Below are 20608 nucleotides of genomic sequence, written 5' to 3'. Positions count from 1 at the left end.
CGCTGAAATGGGTAACGCCTCAGACCGGGGACTCGACTCTTAGTCGGTTCGCGGGGCGTGGCGGCAGTGCGTCGACGAGGTCCGATAGGAGGTCATCCCGGAGACTCTTCCGGGAGGTGTCGTCCCAAAGGTTGATCCGCTGGAGGGGGTCCTCGGCCAGATCCCAGAGCTCGCCCTCGGTTCCGTCGTGACAGGTCCCCGACTCGTAGCGGGTGCACACCATCCCGTCTCGGGTGATGGTTTGAAGGTGGACCTCGACGCCGCTTGGATGAACGCTGTCCCATTCGGTGAGGACCCGTTGCCGTTCTTGTTCGGTGGCCTCTGTTGCCGAAGTTGGCAGCGGCTCACCGTCCATCCAGCCCGGGACTGGGAGGCCGGCAATCCGACAAAACGTCGGGGCGAGATCCACCAGTCCCACCGGGTCGGTCACCACTGCTGGGGCTACGTGGCGATTTGGTGCCGGGCGCCAGACGAGAGGTAGGCGCATCAGGGAGTCCACGTGGTACGGCCCTTTGAACAGGAGCCCGTGGTCGCCCTGGAATTCACCGTGGTCGGTAGTGAATACCACGTCAGTCCCGGCCGTCCGGCCCTGGTCTCCGAGGGCGTTCAGCACCCGGCCCAGGGCCTCGTCGATCAACTCGTTCTCGATATGGGCCATGGCGTCGACCTCGCGTACCTGGTCGGAGGTGAGACTGGCTGGGGTCCAGTGGGTTGGAGCCTCGTAGTTGGAGACCAAGGTCCCGTCATACCAACGCCGCCAGTGCGGGGCTTTGGCGTCGAGCGCAGTCTCTCTTTCCACTCGGTCCTCCGGATAGCCGGCTGGGAGATTCAGGTCGCGCCACGGGACTCGGTGGAGTTCGGAAGACGGCGGGTCCCACGGGTGGTGGGGGTCTGGGAAGCTCAGCCAACAGAACCAGTCGTCGTCGGTTTCAAGACCGCGGAGCCACTCAATAGCCCGATCGGCAACCCAGTCCGTGTGGTAGGCGTGTCGTGGTACCTCGTTGTAACGAACCTGCGGGGCTCCGCTGTCCCCGCCTCCTTCGGCGTTTACGTTGAGACTGAGGTCGAGGACGGGGAAGAAGCCACCGATGTGCTCCGGGTGGTGCTCTCTCATCCACCGTCGGTAGTGCACTAGGCCGGCCGGGCCGTGGCCGGCCAGTTCCATTCGGTCGAATCCCCGGTGAGGCCGACCGTTTTCGTCAGTCGAGCCAGAAGTTCCCATCTGGTTTTCGGCGAAGCGGAGAAACGGGTCTAGGAAGGGTTCGAAATGCGCCTTGCCGAACAGACCGGTCCGCCAGCCCGCCTCATGGAGGAGGCCAGCGACGGTGGGTGCATCGGCCGGCAAGGGGACGCCGTTCATCCAGACTCCGTGGGTGCGGACGTGCTGGCCGGTGAGCATGGTGGCCCGGGACGGCATGCAGACCACGTTTTGGGGATGGGCACGTTCGAATCGGACGCCTGTAGCGGCTAAGCCGTCGATCACCGGGGTTCGGGCCACCTGTCCGCCGTTGCAACCCAGGGCGTCGAACCGCTGCTGGTCGGTGGTTACGAACAGGATTCCCCGGCCCATCAGGCACCACCGTCCTGATAGGCCCGGGACGTCTGCCCGTCGGTTACGAGATCCCGTAGGCCGACCAGAGCATCGCCGAGAGCACCGTCCAGGACGTAGGCCAACGCTTTGGGTTCGAGTTCTTGTTCGTAGACGACCCTTGCCCCTCCGGGGTCGTCTTGCACGGTTATGCGCCCTCGGTGGTGGTCGAGTTGGAGGGGGCCGGTGATTCGGTACTCGAAACACCGGGTGTCGTCGTCGATGGACAGAATTTTCTCCAGGAAGATGGCCCCGGAAGCCGCGACGACGGTGCGGACGTCGTCTTTGACGGTCGACGTCACCATCCCGGGGAACCACTCGGCCTGGCGTTCGGCAGCAGCCACGATGGCCCAGACGACGTCCGGGTCGGCGGGGATTACCGCCTCACGCCTGACGTCAACCCTGCGGTCTCCCATGTTGCGATGGTAGACACCGGTTCAGGCCGGTCGGCCAACGGGCCGTATGCTCCCCCGCCATGGGCGAAGTCGCTGTCTCTGAGACGTTCGATCCTGGGCGATGGGAGCCCGTGGACGGATTTGATCTGACGGACGTGACCTATCACCGGGCCGTGGACCAGGGAACCGTTCGGGTGGCCTTTGACCGCCCGGATGTTCGAAATGCCTTCCGGCCACACACCGTCGACGAGCTTTACCGGGTGCTGGACCATGCGCGGATGGCTTCGGACGTGGGCACAGTGCTGTTGACAGGAAACGGACCTTCGCCTCGCGACGGCGGCTGGTCGTTCTGTTCGGGCGGTGATCAGCGGATCCGAGGTGAAGACGGCTATCGCTACGCCGATGGAGAGACGGCCGAGACGGTGGACCCGGCCCGGACAGGCCGTCTCCACATCCTTGAGGTCCAGCGTCTGATCCGGTTTATGCCCAAAGTGGTCATCGCGGTGGTGCCCGGCTGGGCGGCCGGTGGCGGTCACAGCCTCCACGTGGTGGCCGACCTGACCCTGGCCAGCCGTGAACACGCCCGCTTCAAGCAGACGGATGCTGACGTGGCCAGCTTCGACGGAGGTTTTGGTTCGGCCTATCTGGCGCGCCAGGTGGGCCAGAAGTTCGCCCGTGAGGTGTTCTTCCTCGGTCGGGAGTACACAGCCGAGCAGGCACACTCGATGGGGATGGTCAACGAGGTGGTTGACCACGACCGCCTTGAGGATGTGGCCTTGGAGTGGGCGGCCGCCGTTAACGCCAAGAGTCCGACAGCCCAGCGGATGCTCAAATTCGCCTTCAACCTGATCGACGATGGTCTTGTCGGTCAGCAGGTGTTTGCCGGCGAGGCAACACGTCTGGCCTACGGGACTGACGAGGCCCGGGAAGGTCGGGACGCGTTCCTGGAAAAGCGGCCCCAGGACTACTCGGGTTTCCCGTACCACTTCTGAGGGCGTTGCTCTTCAGGACCTGGTGAACCGTCGTGCCCGACATGCGCACCTTGCTTGTGGTCTGGCATTCCGCCTCCGGCGGGACCCGTGCTCTGGTCGAGGCTGCGGTCGCTGGGGCCTCTGATCCAGCCATTGCCAATGCCGGGATGCTGGTTGGTGTCCAGGTGGTCGAGGCACTCCATGCCGGAGTCGAGGACGTCCTGGGTGCCGACGGTTACCTCCTGGCCACCCCAGAGAACTTCGGTTACATGTCCGGCGCATTGAAGGATTTCTTCGACCGGACCTACTACCCGTGTCTGGATCACACTCGTGGGAGGCCCTACCGCTTAGTCGTCAAGGCCGGAGGGGATGGGGCGGGCGCTGTGGGCGCTGTGGTGCCACTGGCCACCGGCTTGGGTTGGCGGTCGGTTGGTGAGCCGCTGGTCGTGCGGGAGGAGGTCAGCGACAAGGACCTCGATGCGGCCCGAGAACTCGGCGGATCACTAGCCGCCGGCCTGGCCCTGGATCTTTGGTGACCCGGCGGATTTGGTCACGGCGTGGGCTAAACGCTTTCTATGCGCCCAAGGTCAGACAGTTCTTCCGGCGATCCGGTCCGAGGTGGCCACGCATCGAACCACCGCCGCCATGACCTGGTCTGTGGCTTCGCGGGCTCGTTTGGACTCCACCACCCCGACCACCTCACTACGCAGGACCAGCGGTACCCGCCGCCAGGGCCGGAAGAACGGGAGGGACCGTCCCCGAGGCCAGAGCTTTTCGGTTCCACTGGCCCCGTTGGCCACCACCGGAAGCCCGGTGTCAATGGCGAGGCGACCAATCCCCAGGTGGGACCGACCAACGCCGGTCTCGGCCCATTCCTCCTCGGGAACAATCCGGCCCTCGGGCATGATGGCGATAGACCATCCGTCGCGGAGTGCTTCAGCGGCAAGGTCCAGAGCCTCGGTGCCCTCTACAGGTATGCAACGCAGCTTTCTCAGCAACCAACCGATCAGCGGCCGTTCAAAGTAAGAAACGGCGACCAAGGGGCGGATGGGCCAACCCCAGGTGCTAAACGTGCACGTTGAGAGAAGGAGGTCGGCCATGCTCCGGTGGTTCGCAGCGTGGATGGCCGGTCCAGGAGGAGCGGGGGGCCGCTCCCCGACATCGACGGTGGTCAGTATCCGCATGAACCACGCCACCCTGGCCTGGATCCGCAGGAGGGAGCGCTCCTCGGTGGGGTCTGGTCCGTCGGGATAGCCGTGCATGCCTGAAGAGGGTACGTAACTCCGGCCGGTCACGCTCCGAGCCCGCTTTAGGGCAGGCGGTGACACCCTAGGGAGGTGTCGTGGCGGGGTCGGCCGGCGTTAGCCACCCAGACACAAATCGGACCGACGCCCGCCGGGCTGGCCAAGACCACTGCGAAATCGTGTCCGCTCCCAGTCGTTCCCACTACACGTGGACTCAGGCCGTCAGTGTTGAACACAACCTCCAGGCCGCCCTCCGGCGCGTCGGCGTCGTAGGCCCAACCAGTAAGCAGGATCTTGTCGCCGTCTTTTGTCAGGCCTTCAACCAGACCGACGGGAACGTCGCCGTCGGCCCGTGTGGCCATGCGCTCCTCCCGCTCAGCTCCGGTCCGGCAGGATTTAACAACCTCAAAGCGCCAGCCATCGTCGCTGTATGCCGGAACAACCGCATCCACGATGTGGAGCGAGAGCCATTTTCGGTCATGGAGCAGGATTGTCGACCCGTCGTGACGTTTCCCGGTCAGATAGGCCAGAACCACCGGCACCCACGGGTTCTGCCATTCCTGCGGATCGGCTGTCCACTCCACGTGTTCCATTCCAAGGGACCCGGCGACGGCCAGGACCATCTCGTTTCGTTCTCCGTAGGGCGCCCGCCAGCAGGAGGGTCGGAATCCGGCCAGATCCCGGAGTAGCAGCGAGGCCCGCTCGAGGTCGGCGGCCACATCAAAGGGATGGTGCTCCGTGAGTTTCCGGTGATGCCATGAGTGGTTTCCGATGGCGTGTCCCCGGCTCAGAAGATCCTGCACGTCGTCCTGCTCCCAGCGGGGCTCAAGGTTCCGACCGAGGGGGAAGAAGGTGGCCTTAGCCCCGTAACGGTCGAGGAGATCGAGGAGTACCGGGGTAAATACCTGGTCGGGACCGTCGTCGAAGGTCAGGTGGACCACACCAGGGGCTTCTTCGAAATACTCAGTGAGCCCCTCGACCCTTTCGGAGGTACCACTGTCGTCCGTCTTGGCCCCTGCCGTTCCAGCCAGCACGGCGACCAGGACACCGACGGCGGCCACCGCCGCCGATGGGAGGAACCGGCGAGGTCGACGTTCAGCTCGTGCCGAAGATCCGGTCACCGGCGTCGCCGAGGCCCGGCACGATGTAGCCGACCTCGTTTAGGCACTCGTCGACCGCCGCGGTCCAGATGGCGACATCCGGGTGGGTGTCTTGAAGAGCTGCGATCCCCTCAGGAGCGGCCAGGAGGCAAAGAAATCTGATGGCGGCAGGCCCGTCTCGCTTTACTCGGTCGAGGGCGGCGCTCGCTGAGTTTCCGGTGGCCAGCATCGGGTCGACGACGATGACCGTCCGTCCCTCCAGTGGTGGGAGCTTGCAGTAGTACTCGACCGCCTCGAGGGTTTCGTGGTCCCGGTAAAGGCCGACGTGGCCCACCCGGGCCGAGGGGATAACCCTGAGAACACCGTCGAGTAGCCCGTTACCAGCACGCAGTATCGACACGACCACGGGCTCTTCGACCAATTCGGGCTGATCTGTGTCGGTCATCGGTGTAGTGATTCGGACGCTTCGCAGTGGCAGTTCACGTGTTACCTCGTAGGCCAGGAGGAGGCTGGTCTCGGTCAGCAACTGCCGGAACCGCTCACTGGGTGTCTCGGTCCGCCGCATTTGGGTCAGCTTGTGGCTGACCAGGGGGTGGTTGACGACGTGCAGTTCTGGCATCGGCCCACACTAGGTCCGCCGTTGAGTAGAGCAGTGTCCTCAGTCTGCGGTAAGGAGCCAGTCGCGCAGCACTTCGGTTGCCGAGGTGAGGGCCCGTCCTGGTGGAGCGTTGAGCCACATCGGGTCAGCGGTCGTCACCGATTCGGTTACCGGCCTCACAAGGCGACCTTGCTTGACTAGATCGTGTACAAGGTGGTGCCAGCCCAGGCCTACCCCCTGACCTTCCATTGCGGCATGCAGGAGCACTGTGTAGTCGTTTGTAACTCCCACCCCTGCTCCGTCAGGCGCTCCGGCCCCCAGTGCCTTAAACCACTCCGACCACCGCATCCTCGAGCGGTGGCGCTCCTGGAGCGTTAGGAGTTCGGCTCCCATGAGGACCCCCAGCGACCATGGGGTGGGGCCCAAGGATGTCGCGTATTCGGGACTACAAACCGGATAGACAGTTTCCTCCATTAGTGGCCAGCGTTGGCATCCTGGCCAGCGGGCCCGACCCACGGGGACGAAGAGGTCGACCGTTCCGGTGTCGAAGTTCCGATCAGAATCGGTGGTTACACAACGGACGTCGATCTCGGGATGTGCCACTTTGAACCGGGCCAGTCGGGGTATTAACCAGTGACTGGCTGTCGCCGTGGAGACCGAGATTGTGACGACTTCGGTGGCAAGATCTTGGAGGCTCTGGACGTCGCGGACGGCTTGGTGGACGCGGGCCAGGCCGGCTCCCACTCCGTCGGCCAGGATCCTCCCCTCCTCGGTGAGGCGAATGCCCCGATGGTCGCGATCGAAGAGGGCACATCCAAACCACCGTTCTAGTTGTCGGATGGCGTGGCTCACCGCCGACTGTCCCACCTCGAGTTCCTCCGCGGCGCTGGAGAAGCTGTGGTGTCGAGCCACGATGGCGAACGTGGTTAGCCCCTGGGTACTCGGAAGGTCGGTTGACCCATGGGTATCAATTCGTCTCATACCCCCATGAGAGTACACATCCTTTACACGGAGTGAAACCAGCCCTACCTTTTCACCGCCCCCTCTCCGGTACGGGGGCGTACGCGCCCATGAGTACCTCAACCGACGCGCAGACCGCCGCTACTGGGACCCACTGGACCTCCGAGGAGGCCTGGGTGGGTACCCGCCGCCCAATACTGGAGGCTCACGCCCTCCCGGCCGCCGTATACACCGACCCGACCTTTTACGCCGAGGAGCAGGAGCGAGTCTTTTCCACCTCCTGGGTCTGCGTGGGAACTCACGATGAGTTGGACGCTCCGGGTAGCGCCATCGTGCGATCTGTGGCCGGCCGTTCTGTGATCCTCACCCGCAACCAGGACGGCGACTTGCGCGGTTACTTCAACGCTTGTCGACATCGCGGCACAGAGCTGCTGGAGGGCGACTGCACCTTGGGGTCGACCATCCGCTGCCCCTACCACCGTTGGACCTACGACCGGGACGGAAGCCTGGTGGCCACTCCCCAGTTCGCCGATGCCGGCGTGGACCGATTCGACCCGGCCAACTACGGACTCCACAAGGTACGAGTGGCCTCCTGGCAGTGCCTCCTGTTCGTCTGTCTGTCCGACGAGGCGCCACCGATCGAGAACTGGTTCGGTGACCTCGATCAGCGGCTTGCCGGCTACCGCCTCGCCGGTTGGCGGAGCCATTTCACCCGGGATCTCGAATTCGAAGCCAACTGGAAGCTTGTCTCGGAGAACTTCCAGGAGTACTACCACCTGCGCTGGGTGCATCCCGAACTTGCCAAGGTCTCCCGCGTGCAGGATCACTACCGCTACCAGGGCATCGGCATGTACTGCGGTCAGACGACCACTCCGCTGTCTAACGACGAGCGTGGCGACTGGGACGCCTTGCCTCCAGCCGAGGGGCTCAGCCAGTCCGACTTGTCCAGCGGCCGCTTCATCGCCTTGTTCCCTAACGTGCTCCTCAGCATCTTGCCCAATCACGTCTTCGTGATGCGCCTGGACCCCGTAGCCCCGGGCTTCACCCGGGAGTGCTGCACCTGGCTGCTTCCCCCATCCAACACACGGGTGGCGGACGAGGACTTTGCCGTCACCCGAAACTTCTGGCTAGACGTAAATGCCGAGGACATCGACATCGTCCAACGGGGACATAAGGGTCTGTCGACCGGCAGTTATACGCCGGGTCGCCTCTCCCCACGGTTCGAGGAGCCACTACATCGGTTCCACAACATGCTCGCTGACCGGTTCGTTGGGATCTCACGGATTCCCGTCGGCGATGAGACCGACGACCAGCCGCTCTATGGCACCGGGGTCAACCCGCTTCCGTGGCGCAGCGTCGAGGACCAAGCAAGGAAGGTGAACTAGCCCATGGGGAAGCGACCCCCGAAGTACTCAGCAGGCGCGCTCATCAAGCACGGCCTGACCAGGGGTGACTGGCCACGGATGTGGCGTCGCCCGGAGATGCGCGACTCGTACGACGTCGTCGTCATAGGTGGTGGTCTCCACGGCTTGGCCACCGCTTACTACCTCGCCGAGAACCACGGCATTACGAACGTCGCCGTCGTCGACAAGGGGTATATCGGTGGCGGCGGATCCGGACGTAACACGGCCATCGTCCGCTCCAACTACCTCACGCCTGAGGGTGTGGCCTTCTACGACCGGTCGTTGGACCTGTACAACACGATGGCCACCGACCTGAACCTGAACATCATGTTCTCCCGGCGGGGCCATCTCACCCTGGCTCACACCGACGGAGCGCTGCGGACCATGCACTGGCGAGCCGAGGTCAACAAGCTCCAGGGCATCGACTCCAGCGTGATTGACCCTCAGGAGGTCAAGAAGCAGGCCCCAAGCCTGGATGTCTCGCCGAACACCCGGTACCCGATCATGGGCGCCCTGTACCACCCCCCTGGCGGGATAGTCCGCCACGACGCCGTCGTCTGGGGGTACGCCCGGGGTGCCGACCACCACGGGGTTCACATCCTCCAGGAGACCGAAGTCCTTGACATCAACGTTGAAGGCGGCTCCGGGCCCGGCGGAAAGGGCGCCGGCGGTCGGGTCACCGGCGTGAAGACCAGTCGCGGAGACATCAACTCTCCCGTGGTTGTCAACTGCACGGCTGGTTGGGCCTCACTGATCTCCAACATGGCCGGTGTGCCTCTACCCATCACCACTCACCCTCTCCAGGCGGCGGTCACCGAACCATGCAAGGTGTTCCTACCGACGGTGGTTGTGTCGGGCTCGCTGCACGTCTATGTCAGCCAGACCGACCGGGGGGAGCTCGTATTCGGCGCCTCCGTTGACCCGGTTGGTACTTACCGGGTCAACGGAACCCTCGAGTTCACCGAGGAACTGGCCGGACACGTACTGGAGCTCATGCCGGGTATCTCGAAGATGCGTCTGCTACGTCAGTGGTCAGGCCTCTGCGACATGACGCCCGACTACTCCCCTGTCATGGGCTTCACGCCCGTGGACGGTTACCTAGTTGACGTTGGCTGGGGTACCTACGGATTCAAGGCCGGCCCGGTGGCCGGCGAAACCCTGGCGGAGACGATCGCCACCGGCCGCACAGCGGACCTGATCGCCCCGTTCGGAATTGAGCGCTTCACCGAGGGAGACCTCGTCGGTGAAAAGGGCGCAGCAGCGGTGGGTCACTAATGATTGTCGTACCTTGCCCGAACTGTGGTCCCCGGAACTCGGGCGATCTACGGAACTGCGGAGAGCTCGTTCCCCGCCCCGACCCCTCGACGGCTTCTCTGGTCGAGTGGCGCGAATACCTGTACATGCGGAAGAACCCTGCTGGCTGGGTGACCGAGACCTGGTACTGCCGGGGAGGCTGCCGTCGATACTTCACCATTGAGCGCAACACCGCGACCAACGAGATCCGCGGCCAGGAGGCGTCATGAGTAACCGACTTGTCGCCCAACCGGGCGAGATCATTGACCGGTCCACGAGCCTTTCGTTCACCTGGAACGGAAAATCCATCACCGGTTACCAGGGTGACACCATCGCCTCGGCGATTGCGGCCAGTGGAGTCGATGTCTTCGGCCGCAGTATGAAGTACCACCGCAAGCGCGGCATTCTTACCGCCGACCACTGGGACCCAAATCTGTTCGTACAGGTTGGCGACGAGCCCAATGTCCGGGCCGGTAGCCGCCGCCTGGAAGCCGGCATGGTGGTCAGCACCCAGAACGTGTGGCCCAGCCTCGAGTTTGACCTCGGTGCTGCGAACCAGTTGGTTGGACGGTTCCTGTCCTCAGGCTTCTACTACAAGACCTTTATGCGTCCGAAGTTTCTGTGGCCGCTGTACCAAAAGGTCCTAAAGAAGTTTGCACCAGGTGGCCGAATTCACTGGGAAACCAGCACGCATGGTGCCTACGACAAGCGGTACGTCCACCCGGACGTCCTTGTAGCAGGTGGTGGCCCGGCCGGCATGGGCGCGGCTCTGGCAGCTGCCGACAACGGTGCTTCGGTCCTCCTCGTCGAGCAGTACGACGACCTCGGTGGACACCTGCTGTGGGGTGACGAGGCCCAACGGGCACAGGGTGCGGACCTTGCTGCAGCCTGCCGCACCAACGGCAACATCGAGGTGCTGGTCGACTCGACGGTGACCGGTCGCTACGACCACAACTGGATTTCCATCATGCAGCGAAGCCACGACATTGCCCCGGAACGGCTTATCAAGGCCCGAGCTGGAGTAATGGTCGTGGCGCCCGGCCTGGTGGAGCGTCCGTACGTGTTCGCAGGCAACGACACCCCAGGTGTCATTCTCTCCGGCGCCGCCCGGCGGCTCATCAATCTCTGGGCCGTTAAGCCAGGGAACAGAGCCGTGGTCATGAGCGCCAATGCTGATGGGGATGCAGCGGTAGCCGACCTGGAGCGGGTTGGCGTAGAGGTCGTTGCCGTGCTGGACGCCCGCAAGGGCGAAGGCATTGTGTCGGCGGAAGGTAAGAGCCGCGTGTCCAAGGTTGTATTAAGCGACGGGCGGACCGTTAACGCCGACCTGGTGGTCACCGCCACAGGCTGGACCGCCCCCACTTCGCTGCTCAACATGGCCGGCGACAGGCCCGTCTACGACGCCACGTCAGCTAGATACTTCTCCAATTCGCTTCCCAGCAACATCCTGGCTACCGGTGGTATCACTGGTGATGGGTCGACTGCCGAATTGGAAGTTCATGGTCGGGCCACTGGTGCGTTGGCAGCCAACCGTGCACTGCGGCGTCGCCATGACCGGGTGGCTCAGACGACCAGGTCGAACGGCCCCACCTGGGACAAGCCAGCCGAAATGGTAGACAGCCGGACTCCTTTAACCCGTGCGCCGCACCCAGAGTGCTACCGGAGTACAACCCACGGCATGGTCGACTTCTCCGAGGACGTTTCCTCCAAGGACCTCATCCAGGCCTCCAAGGAGGGTTTCGACTCCATCGAACTCATGAAGCGGTACACCACCGTGACGATGGGCCCGTCGCAGGGCAAGCTGGAGACGGTCAACGCCGCCGCCGTGTTGGCTGAGGCCAACCAGGTGTCTATGGCCGAGATTGGCACAACTGTGTGGCGGCCTCCCTTCGCCCCCATCACGCTTGGTGCGTTGGCCGGTCGAATCCACGAGCCGGTGCGCCGATCAGCTCTCCAAGACTGGCACGACGCCCACGGCGCCTCACCGCTCCTCGCCGGCCAGTGGGTCCGTCCTGACCATTACGGCGACCCCATGGGCGAAGCCAACAACGTGCGGAACAACGTCGGCCTCATTGACGTAACCCCGCTGGGAAAGCTGGACCTCCGTGGCCCTGACGTGTCGAAGCTCCTTGAACTCGTCTACGTCAACAAGTGGAGCAAGCTGGACATCGGACGAGTGCGCTACGGCACCATGGTGGCCGAAGACGGAGTGGTCTCCGATGACGGCGTCACTGGCCGCCTAGGTGAGTACCACTGGCTCATGACCTGTACCTCATCAGGTGCCGGCGCCGTCTGGGAGATGCTGGAGGACTGGCTACAGACCTACCGTCCCGAGTGGCAAGTCCACGTGACTGCCGTGACCGGCGGCTTGACCAGCATCAACGTGGCCGGGCCGCACTCCCGAACCCTGCTGGAGCGCATCGTGGAAGGCGTCGACCTGAGTGCTGACGCCTTCCCATACTTCAGCGTGCGCCAGGGCACAGTGGCCGGTGTGTCCGACTGCATCATCTGGAGGATCGGATTCACCGGTGAACTCTCCTATGAGGTCCACGTGCCGTCCGGTCATGCACTCCACGTTTGGGAGGAACTCCTCACACAGGGTGAAGATCTCGGCTGCCGTCCGTTCGGTGTCGAAGCCCAGCGGATTCTGCGATTGGAAAAGGGCCACTACATCGTGGGCCAGGACACCGATGGGCTGAGTAAGGCCCCTACAGCCGGCCTCGGTGGACTGGTAAAGCTGGATAAGCCGGACACCATTGGCCTACCCGAGTTGAAAGCCGCCTACGAACGGACCGATCTGCCCATCTTGGTCGGCGTCCAAACCGACGATCCAGAGATCGTCCCGGAAGAGGCCGCACAGATCGTGGACGGCGGCTCGAACACGATCCTGGGACGGATCACTTCGAGCCGAATGTCACCGACCCTCGGACGGTCGGTCTGTCTGGCTCAGGTCGACCCGTCGCTGGCTGCTGCGGGTTCATCCATCACCGTGCTGCTCGCCGACGGGCGGCGGGTCACCGCCACCGTCCAGGAACACCACGCCCATGTCGACCCGGAAGGAGCACGGCAACGTGTCTGAGACCACCTTCAACAGCCCGGTAGACGTCGGTCCCTTGAGCGCTCCAGACGGGAGTGTCACCGTGGCCGATGCTGCCTCAACTACCAAGGTCCAGGTTCGGGGCGGTGCCGGTACGGGGGCGGCAGCAGAGCTAGGCGTGGGCTATGGGAGTAGCCAGCGACGTACCGACGGTGCCCTCGTATGCGGAACCCGTCCCGATGAGTGGACTATCTATGCCGGGTCTGGACAGGCGTCGGCCATCACAGCAGCCCTCTCCGAGGTGTTCGGTCACTTCCAGGGAGAGCCCGGGGAGGGATTCGTCACCGTCATCGACATAACCCACGGTCGAGCCATGCTGCGAATCAGTGGCTCAAACGCCACAGCAGCCCTGAACAAGATCTGCAACCTGGACCTGTCCAATGAACTCACCCCAGACGGTGCCGTGTTCTCGGCATCGGTTGGGAACGTCAGTTGTGACCTGGTTCGCGACGACGAGGGTGGCCAGACATCGTTTCTCATTGGCTGCGAACGCTCGTTCGGAAAGTTCCTGTTCATCGCCGTGGCGGACGCCTGCACCGAATTCGGGCTGTCGGTCCCCCACGGCTGGGAACTGCACGGACACTGATCCGTTTTCGGTCGCTGAACGATCGGAGACCGGCAAGAGGTCCATCTTCGACGTGCCCTAGGGTGCGCCGGCGATGGACCTCGCTGCGTTAACCGCCACCGAGCAGAAGGCGCTGCTGGACGCCGGCAAGGCGTCGTGCCGGGAACTCCTGGCTGACTGCCGGACCCGGGCCGAGATGACCGAGCCGGTGGTCAACGCCATACCAACCGTCCACTGGGACACAGCTGAGGATCTGGCCGGTCGACTCGATGACGATCCGACCATGCTTAAGGGCACCCCTCTGCGCGGGCTTGTCACCGCGTTCAAGGACCTCAACGACACCGCTGGTGTCCTGACCACCCGGGGATCATTGGTCTTCAGCGACCACATACCGACCGACGACGCCCCCCTCGTCGCCCATGTCCGTCGGAGCGGCGTGGTGCCGGTGGGCAAAACCAACACACCTGAGTTCGGAAAGGGCTCCCACACCTTCAATCCGGTGCTAGGTCTGACCCGCAACCCATGGGACCCAAAACGCAGCGCAGGTGGCTCGAGTGGCGGTGCGGCTGTGGGTCTGGCCTGTGGATCTCTCTCAATCGCCGACGGCTCGGACCTGGGTGGCTCGCTCCGGAATCCAGCAGCCTTTAACGCCGTAGTCGGCTTTCGTCCGACCACCGGATCTATTCCCTTGGACGTGCATCCCGATCCCCGGACCGACCAACCGATCGCTGGCCCGATGGGCCGAACGGTGGCCGACATGGCGCTCCTGCTGGGAGTGATGATGTCTGCCGAGGTGTCGGCAGACCCCATCCCGACCGTTCCCCGGGTTGCGTTCTCTCCTGACCTTGGGGACCTTCCGGTGGAGCCCCCCGTCCGGGCGGCAACCGCCCGGGCCGTCGATGCGTTGGCGGATGCTGGCTGGGAGGTGGTGGAGGCCTGCCCCAACCTGAGGGGCGCCGATCGCTGCTTCGAAGACTTGCGCGGCCTTTTTCAGACCTTCCATCTGGCCCCTCTCGTCGACGACGAGCGTGTGAAGGCCACAGCCCGCTATGAGATCCGGCTGGGCCTTTCTCTAGATGCCGATCGGATCGCCGCGGCAGTCGCCACCGAAGGACGTATCCGATCCGACTGGGATCGGTTCTTTGTTGAAGGTCAGTTCGATGCGTTCCTGTCGCCGACTACCCAGGTGTCACCATTCCCGGTCGGCATGGAGTGGGTCGACGAGATCGACGGCGTGTCACTGGACCACTACACCCACTGGATGCGGTCCTGTTCGAGGATCACCGTGACCGGCGCACCGTCGGCGTCCCTGCCGGCAGGATTCATCGACGGTGGCCTTCCTGTCGGGATTCAGTTTGCTGGGCGGCGTCATGGCGACGCTGCCCTAGTGGCCCTTCTGGCTGCCGCTGAGGAGGTGTTCGGCACGGCACCCGCACCCGATATCGGGGCGTTGGCCACCCTTGATACGAAGACGCTCCCTCCGGGCCCCCTGGGCTAACAGTGGATGTCAAGGCCGCCTGTGCCCCATGACCGTCGAGGATGATTGCCGCATAGCGCGGGACGGCCGTAGATTGCCGGCGTAAACGCCACCCCGGTGGCACCACCACCCCATTGGCAGTCTTCCGATGCCGGTGGCCGGCCGGACTGTGGAGGTCAGGTCGATGGCAGCAAGCCCCGAACCGCTCCGGGTGTGGAGCACCGTCGTTCCACCGGAGTGGATCGACTACAACGGCCATCTCACTGAGGGCTACTACGGCGTGGCATTCGGCCAGGCCTCCGACGAAGTCCTGGTCCACCTCGGCTTCGGCTCCGAGTACCTCGAGGAGCACGGAAGTTTTTACACGGTCGAAAGCCGAATCCGGTACCTCCGCGAGGTCAAGGAGGGCGCGTCAATACGAGCTGACAGCTGGGTTCTGGGTGCTGACGCAAAGAGGATCCATCTTCATCACGAGTTGTTCACTGGGGACCTCCCCGATCCGGCGGCCACCCAAGAGTCCATGATGCTCCACGTGACCCGAGGGCTGAATGGTCCCGAGGTTGCCCCTATGGTCGAACCGGTGCTGGGTAACGCCCTAGCCCAGGCCTCTGACCATGCCGTTATTCCCCTTCCCGACCATGTCGGTCGGGGTGTCAGGACCCTTCGATGAACCCGCCGTCGGCCGACGGGTCGACGGCCGGCACGGGACAGGGTCGAACGTCGACCATTTCGTCCCTTCTCGGCGTGTGGGCGCTGTTCTTGGCCTTCCTCTTCCTGCAGGTCGGCAATGGCCTACAACGGATCCTCCTGCCTATCCGCGCCGAATCTGAGGGCTTTAGTGCCAGCGCGATGGGCACGGTGATGGCCGTCCACTTCGCCGGCTATCTGCTGGGAGCTAAGGCAATTGGCCGAGCCCTTTCGGCGGTGGGCCACATCAGAGTGTTTGCGGCGTTGGCCTCGACTGCTTCGGCCGCCGTCCTCATCAACGCTGTGCTCGTGCTGCCCGTCACGTGGGCTGTCGTGTACTTCGTCGGTGGAGCCTGCAACGCCGGCGTCTTGGTGATCTTGGAGAGCTGGCTGAATGACCGGGCCACGAACGAAACGCGGGGCAGCATTCTCGGTGCCTACATGATGGTCATGATGGGTGGGACGGCCGTCGGTCAGCTCCTACTGAACGTTGGCTCAGCTGACGGGTTCAAGCTCTTCGTGCTGTCCTCAGTCCTCATCTCACTTGCCGTTGTGCCGGTGACCCTCTCGGCCTCAACGGCCGCTCCGGTCCCAAGCGAGGAGAAGATGCCACTACGGGACCTGTATCGGACCATCCCCTCGGCGGTCGTCGGCATCGTTCTCTGTTCGTTCGTTCAGTCGGCCTCCACTTCGATGGCCGCCGTGTTCGGTACCGAGTCGGGTATGGGCGCCGGCCGAATCACCTTGTTCACCTCGGCGGCCGTGATCGGGGCCATCACCCTCCAGATCCCACTGGGCAAGCTTTCGGACCGGTACCCCCGCCGGGCGGTAATCCTGGTCGTGGCCATCACGTCGTGTGGACTGGCCTGTATCGGAGCGCTGGTTCCGGCGACCAGCATGGTCCTCCTGATCGTCAACCTGGTCTTCGGAGCCTTCGTATTCCCTCTCTACGGGCAGTTCGTTGCCCTAGCCAACGACTGGGTCCCCGCCGAGAAGCGGGTGGCGGCCGCATCGACCCTCGTGTTGGCTTCCAGTTTCGGAGCCATGGCCGCCCCAATGATCATTGGAATGGCCGTACAGGCCCTCGGGCCTTCTGCCTACTTCTGGTCGTTGGCTACCTGCTTGGCCGTTCTGGCTCTTTATCTCTCGTACCGGGTCCGGGTCCGGCAGGCCGTACCCGTCGAGCATCAATCAACGTTCCAGCCCATCCTGGCTCGATCGGGCGAAATCGCTCACTCGGTCAGCAAGTGGGTCCTCCATCCACTAGCTGGGTGGCATCACCACCTTGACAAGCACGACTGCGAGGTCGACCAGCGGCACCCCAGCCACCACACGTGGCCAACAGACGGTTCAGGGGGCTGACCCGACACGACGTCCCCTGGTTAGTGAATTCGTTCCCAGTGCTCGATACGGACACCGGTCGGTTCGACCATCGGGCCATCGGCATCTAATAGCCAGGCAGTGCAGCCCGCTGCGCCCTCCACGTTCGTCCACCGGGTAGCTCTCCCACCCGACCGTTCGACGTCAGTCGGGTCCGTTAGCTGCCAAAATGTATCGTCAAGGGACCAACCGACCGGGAGGTCTTCCACGCTGTCCCACCGTTCGAAGGTGTCCTCGCCGACCGTCAGAGATGCCGCAGCGTTGTTAACAGGACCGTAGGCGGACAAGGTCTGGAGGTAGTCCTTCTCGGCCAGGAACCAGTCGTGATCGTCGTAAGTGGTCGTGGCCAGTATTGCCCCCAGCGGGTCGCTGTCAGCAAGCCGCCACCCAGCCATGTCCATGTTTGTATGGGCGTCAATCCACTCCAGTTGTCGGACAAACGCGGCATGGCCCTCCATCAACCGGTCTGGATCGATCCACCGTCTCCGTTGGAAAAACTGCATGGATCCAATTTCGCGCTCAGAAGCCAGGTCGACAAGGCAATGAAGGACACCTGCCACAAGACACGGTCCCACGGGGCTCCTGAGCCGGTTAACCGGCTAACGAGGTCAGGATTTCAGCAATGGACTTAAACCATTCCCAGGATCCCCAACGCCCGTTGTACTGCCTTGTCGCCAGCTAGGTCCTCGTCCCGCTCCACCTGGGCGAGCATGGTTCGGCGGCGCAGGAAGTCCTCTGGTTCGAGGATTCGCTCATGGTCGGCCATGACTCGAACCTCGGCTTCGGTGAGGGGCATCAGGCCACCCATTGGCTCGCCCAGGGTTCTGTCCTCGTCGATCAGGTCGAGTGTCGGGAAGGCCCGCATACCTTGGCGGCGCCAAAGGTCTTCGGCCACTTGCTGGTTCAGCCCAAGATCGGATGCCCGCTCGTTGAATCGTCGTCGGGCTGTACGACCAGGCTCGCCATACCACCGCGTCACCGGCGTGCGGACCTCCAAACCGCAGCTCTCTGCGGCCTCGACGACCTCGTCGCCTACGTTAAGACAGTCGGAAAGTTTGCCGCCCAGAATTGACACGACACCAAGAGTTCGGTCGACTTCCACAGCGTGCCGCCGCGACAGTTCTGTCCAGTCCCGGCCCTCAGCCGATCCCCCGGGCTCCACGACGAGCGACCGGACTCCACAGCGATCGGCAATCACGTCGGCGACTGTTAGCGGATGCGGCAGGTCGATTCGGGCGTTGATCTGTTCCAGCAAAAACGATCGGTCCTCTCCAGTCACCGACACGTCGGGATCCTCGACAGGGGTGTCCGTCGTCCCGATAACCGAACGGTCCCCCATCGGAAGCACATAGAACAACCTCTCGTCATCGTCGAAAAACGCCAATATCCGTCCCGAGTCAGTGATCCGAGGCACCACCAGGTGAATGCCTTTTGAAAACACCAAACGGTGGTTGGTGGCTGTTCCGGTTAGGTGCCCTACGTCCGGCACGTAGGGACCGGCTGCGTTGACGACGAGAGACGCTGAGCACTGGAAGGTCCGGTCGGCCAGGACGTCGCTCAGGCCCACCCGCCAGCCACCCACTCCTGTTTCAGCGGCCACTACATCAACACGGTTGGCGATAACCGCCCCGTGCCGCACGGCCTGTAGCGCCATCTCCGAGACGAAGCGGGCATCGTTGTCTACCAGCAGGTAATCGGAGTACTCGATGCCGCCCCGCACCATCGAAGTATCAACCGACGGTTCTAAGCGTTCGATGCTGGCTGTCGGCCGATGGCGGGGAGGCTGGGTGGCCATACGCCCCAGGCCCCAGTAGGTCACAGCCCCTAACGAAGCAAACCACGGCGGAAAGGGCGCCCCGTGATCCAGGGCAGCCAGGAAGCGAGTCTCGGCGAGGCGGGTCGGAAACGCCTGGGCTAGCCGATTTCGAGAGTCGCAGAGCCCGGCCACCAAGCGAAGGTCGCGGCTCTCCAGGTATTTGAATCCACCCCAGACCATGCATGATGACTCTTGGCTGGTACCGGATCCGAAGTCGTGGCGTTCCACAAGGGCCACCCGCAGGCCGTGGGCCGACAGGGCGAGGGCCGAGACCGCCCCGTTGATGCCACCGCCCACCACGAGGGCGTCAAAAGTGCCTCCGTCGAGAGCGTCCAGCGCCTCAGCCCGCCGGTCCGGTGGCCGTTCCACGCACCCGTTTGTAGCCGGTCCGCCTCTCGCTCACACCTCCGGGAGGTCGGACATTTGTCCCCTGACGGTCGATGGTCAGGGTGCTCGTAGTATCCGGGCCTTCCCGAAAATGGTGCCGTACACGAGGCGACCGTCCTCGTCGAGGTGAACGCCCCCGCCCAGCGCGTTGTAGCGGGAATCTCCCATCACCCAGTGGCCCCGCGACTTCCCTGTCGACCAGGACAACGCCTCGATGGTCCACTTTCCACCTCGGGTTCCACATGTGTAGACGGTGTCCGAGTCCTGGCTTATGTAGGGCACTGAGTTGGGGGAACTGACGTCAGTGGCCACCCACGCCTCCCTAAAAGTTTGGGTTAACGGGTCCCACTCGTACTTGTGGAGGCCATACGGGGTGAACCGCTCGTGATGTCCCAAGAAAAAACACAAGAGGCGGGCTCCCCGGGCCGGAAGCCAGTCGGGAAGGGAGCCCGGTTCGTTATTGACTGTCATGGCCCCATAGCCCGACACGGTGATCGACTGTTCGGTCTGGATGGCGGTGCGGGTCAGATCGCCCATATGGGCCGGCCCCAAGCCGGCAATCCGCCGGGATGGGGCCCCGGGGAGCTGTTCCCAATTCTCGGGGATTCTGTCTCGCCAAAACAAGGTGATATTGACCACCTCGTCGCCATCGCCGATGACCACGAAACGGTCATCCGCGGGCTCGAACCCCATGAGCGACGGCGTAGTCCCTGAGCCCCGGCCGGTTTCGTTTCTGTAGCGAGCGCTCCACGCACCGTCGGCCTCGTCTAGCGAGAAGCGCTCACCGGTCCACACCACCCGGTGGGTGTGGTCCACCGAGCTGACATAAACGCCCCCCGTCTCGTCACAACACATACTCGTACGTACCCAGCCGTATCCCGTATTGCCCCGCTCGGCCTCCATCCGAGCGCAGTGGTCGGCTGCATCCCTGTCCGCACCAGGGAGTCGGATGGCCACATGGTCAGAGAAGTCCCGGGCCAGGCTGACCAACCACCCGTGGTCAGTCGACAGGACCAGGCGCCCGTCGGGGGTCATGTTGACGCCTACGAACGACCCCTCGACCTCCGCCGGCTTGGCCCACCGTGCGACCTCCACCAACGGCGAACAACGATCCGTCGGGTCCACCTCTGCGTAAGCCACGGCACCCGTCTTGCGCCCCAAGAACATGGTGTGGTCCGCGTCCAGAAGGGAGTACACGCCATCAAGACCAGTTAGGAACCGGGCGGCCAGATCAGCGGCGTGAAGGACCGCCTCATCGCCCTCAAGCTCGTCAAGGCCCGCCACGCCAGCCTCCCAGTCCTCCATCGTGCTGGACCCCGAGCCAGGCAGATCCAGGGAGGCCAAGACCTCCAGGGTTTCGTAATCCAACTTGACCAGCCGCTCGCGGCCGTTGCTCCAGATTGTGCGCTTCCCGTCGGGGTACGGGCCGGAAATCAAACCGCCGAAGTGGCCGGGACCAAGCCACGTGAACTGCCTCTCCTCGTCGCCCAACTCGACGGCACCGTCAGGAATGGCCCCAGCTATTTCTGTGCAGTCCTGCTGGTCGCACCGGCCGTGGGCGATCGGGTTTTCGCTGGCGGCCAGAAACGGGTTGCGGTAGCCGACGGTCACAGGTCCCCAGAGTAGATTTCGCTAAGCGCTCTGTTG

The 20608-nt window shown here is 63.8% G+C and carries 19 protein-coding genes; 10 read left to right on the top strand and 9 right to left on the bottom strand.

Going from position 1 to position 20608, the window contains the following annotated elements; translation table 11 throughout:
* Positions 1-19: 19 nt before the first annotated feature.
* Positions 20-1570 (bottom strand): sulfatase-like hydrolase/transferase, encoded by a 1551-nt coding sequence (locus MK181_03670; protein ID MCH2418894.1) that lies wholly within the window; start codon positions 1568-1570, stop codon positions 20-22.
* A complete protein-coding gene (locus MK181_03665) occupies positions 1570-2004 on the bottom strand; it encodes an SRPBCC family protein (protein MCH2418893.1) in 435 nt (144 codons plus the stop codon). The genes MK181_03670 and MK181_03665 overlap by 1 nt, the downstream gene beginning before the upstream one ends.
* 59 nt (positions 2005-2063) lie before the next feature.
* Between MK181_03665 and MK181_03660 the strand changes: the two genes are divergently transcribed.
* Positions 2064-2975 carry a 1,4-dihydroxy-2-naphthoyl-CoA synthase gene (locus MK181_03660; GenBank protein MCH2418892.1) on the top strand — a complete coding sequence of 304 codons (912 nt, stop codon included), beginning with the start codon at positions 2064-2066 and terminating at the stop codon, positions 2973-2975.
* A 41-nt stretch (positions 2976-3016) separates the two neighbouring features.
* Entirely contained in the window at positions 3017-3490 is a 474-nt protein-coding gene (locus tag MK181_03655) for an NAD(P)H-dependent oxidoreductase (GenBank protein MCH2418891.1), read from the top strand.
* Between the two features lie 51 nt (positions 3491-3541).
* On the opposite strand, the gene MK181_03650 is transcribed toward MK181_03655, so the two are convergent.
* From MK181_03650 to MK181_03635, 4 genes are read right to left on the bottom strand one after another with little or no spacing between them, the layout of a single operon-like run.
* A complete protein-coding gene (locus MK181_03650; GenBank protein ID MCH2418890.1) occupies positions 3542-4216 on the bottom strand; it encodes a 1-acyl-sn-glycerol-3-phosphate acyltransferase in 675 nt (224 codons plus the stop codon).
* A gap of 47 nt (positions 4217-4263) precedes the next feature.
* Positions 4264-5319: a polysaccharide deacetylase family protein gene (locus MK181_03645; GenBank protein MCH2418889.1), complete on the bottom strand. Its 1056-nt coding sequence runs from the start codon at positions 5317-5319 to the stop codon at positions 4264-4266.
* Complete coding sequence (gene upp / locus MK181_03640) at positions 5294-5917, bottom strand: uracil phosphoribosyltransferase (GenBank protein MCH2418888.1); 624 nt, start codon at positions 5915-5917, stop codon at positions 5294-5296. The genes MK181_03645 and upp overlap by 26 nt, the downstream gene beginning before the upstream one ends.
* A gap of 39 nt (positions 5918-5956) precedes the next feature.
* Entirely contained in the window at positions 5957-6877 is a 921-nt protein-coding gene (locus MK181_03635; GenBank protein ID MCH2418887.1) for a LysR substrate-binding domain-containing protein, read from the bottom strand.
* Positions 6878-6966: 89 nt separating this feature from the next.
* Here MK181_03635 and MK181_03630 point away from each other — a divergent pair, with 89 nt between their 5' ends.
* The 8 genes from MK181_03630 (at position 6967) to MK181_03595 (ending at position 16740) form a co-directional block, all read left to right on the top strand.
* Positions 6967-8241, top strand: coding sequence for an aromatic ring-hydroxylating dioxygenase subunit alpha (locus MK181_03630; protein ID MCH2418886.1), 1275 nt, complete (start codon positions 6967-6969; stop codon positions 8239-8241).
* 3 nt (positions 8242-8244) lie between these two features.
* Positions 8245-9534 (top strand): FAD-dependent oxidoreductase, encoded by a 1290-nt coding sequence (locus MK181_03625; protein MCH2418885.1) that lies wholly within the window; start codon positions 8245-8247, stop codon positions 9532-9534.
* A complete protein-coding gene (locus MK181_03620) occupies positions 9534-9782 on the top strand; it encodes a sarcosine oxidase subunit delta (GenBank protein ID MCH2418884.1) in 249 nt (82 codons plus the stop codon). The genes MK181_03625 and MK181_03620 overlap by 1 nt, the downstream gene beginning before the upstream one ends.
* Entirely contained in the window at positions 9779-12631 is a 2853-nt protein-coding gene (locus tag MK181_03615; GenBank protein MCH2418883.1) for a 2Fe-2S iron-sulfur cluster-binding protein, read from the top strand. The genes MK181_03620 and MK181_03615 overlap by 4 nt, the downstream gene beginning before the upstream one ends.
* Positions 12624-13235 (top strand): hypothetical protein, encoded by a 612-nt coding sequence (locus MK181_03610; GenBank protein MCH2418882.1) that lies wholly within the window; start codon positions 12624-12626, stop codon positions 13233-13235. Before MK181_03615 ends, MK181_03610 begins: the two co-directional genes overlap by 8 nt.
* 73 nt (positions 13236-13308) lie before the next feature.
* Positions 13309-14712, top strand: coding sequence for an amidase family protein (locus MK181_03605; protein ID MCH2418881.1), 1404 nt, complete (start codon positions 13309-13311; stop codon positions 14710-14712).
* A gap of 163 nt (positions 14713-14875) precedes the next feature.
* The gene (locus MK181_03600) at positions 14876-15361 is read left to right on the top strand and encodes a thioesterase family protein (protein MCH2418880.1); all 486 of its coding nucleotides are present in this window, start codon (positions 14876-14878) and stop codon (positions 15359-15361) included.
* Positions 15358-16740: an MFS transporter gene (locus MK181_03595; protein MCH2418879.1), complete on the top strand. Its 1383-nt coding sequence runs from the start codon at positions 15358-15360 to the stop codon at positions 16738-16740. The genes MK181_03600 and MK181_03595 overlap by 4 nt, the downstream gene beginning before the upstream one ends.
* Positions 16741-16760: 20 nt before the next feature.
* Here MK181_03595 and MK181_03590 read toward each other — a convergent pair whose 3' ends face one another.
* The 3 genes from MK181_03590 to MK181_03580 form a co-directional block, all read right to left on the bottom strand.
* Positions 16761-17261: a hypothetical protein gene (locus tag MK181_03590; GenBank protein ID MCH2418878.1), complete on the bottom strand. Its 501-nt coding sequence runs from the start codon at positions 17259-17261 to the stop codon at positions 16761-16763.
* Positions 17262-17386: 125 nt separating this feature from the next.
* A complete protein-coding gene (locus MK181_03585; GenBank protein ID MCH2418877.1) occupies positions 17387-18943 on the bottom strand; it encodes an FAD-dependent oxidoreductase in 1557 nt (518 codons plus the stop codon).
* A gap of 75 nt (positions 18944-19018) precedes the next feature.
* Positions 19019-20572, bottom strand: coding sequence for a hypothetical protein (locus MK181_03580; protein ID MCH2418876.1), 1554 nt, complete (start codon positions 20570-20572; stop codon positions 19019-19021).
* Positions 20573-20608: the final 36 nt, after the last annotated feature.

Source organism: Acidimicrobiales bacterium (assembly GCA_022452035.1).
Classification (GTDB): Bacteria; Actinomycetota; Acidimicrobiia; order Acidimicrobiales; family MedAcidi-G1; genus UBA9410.
This window is presented reverse-complemented; position numbering and strand designations above follow the sequence as displayed.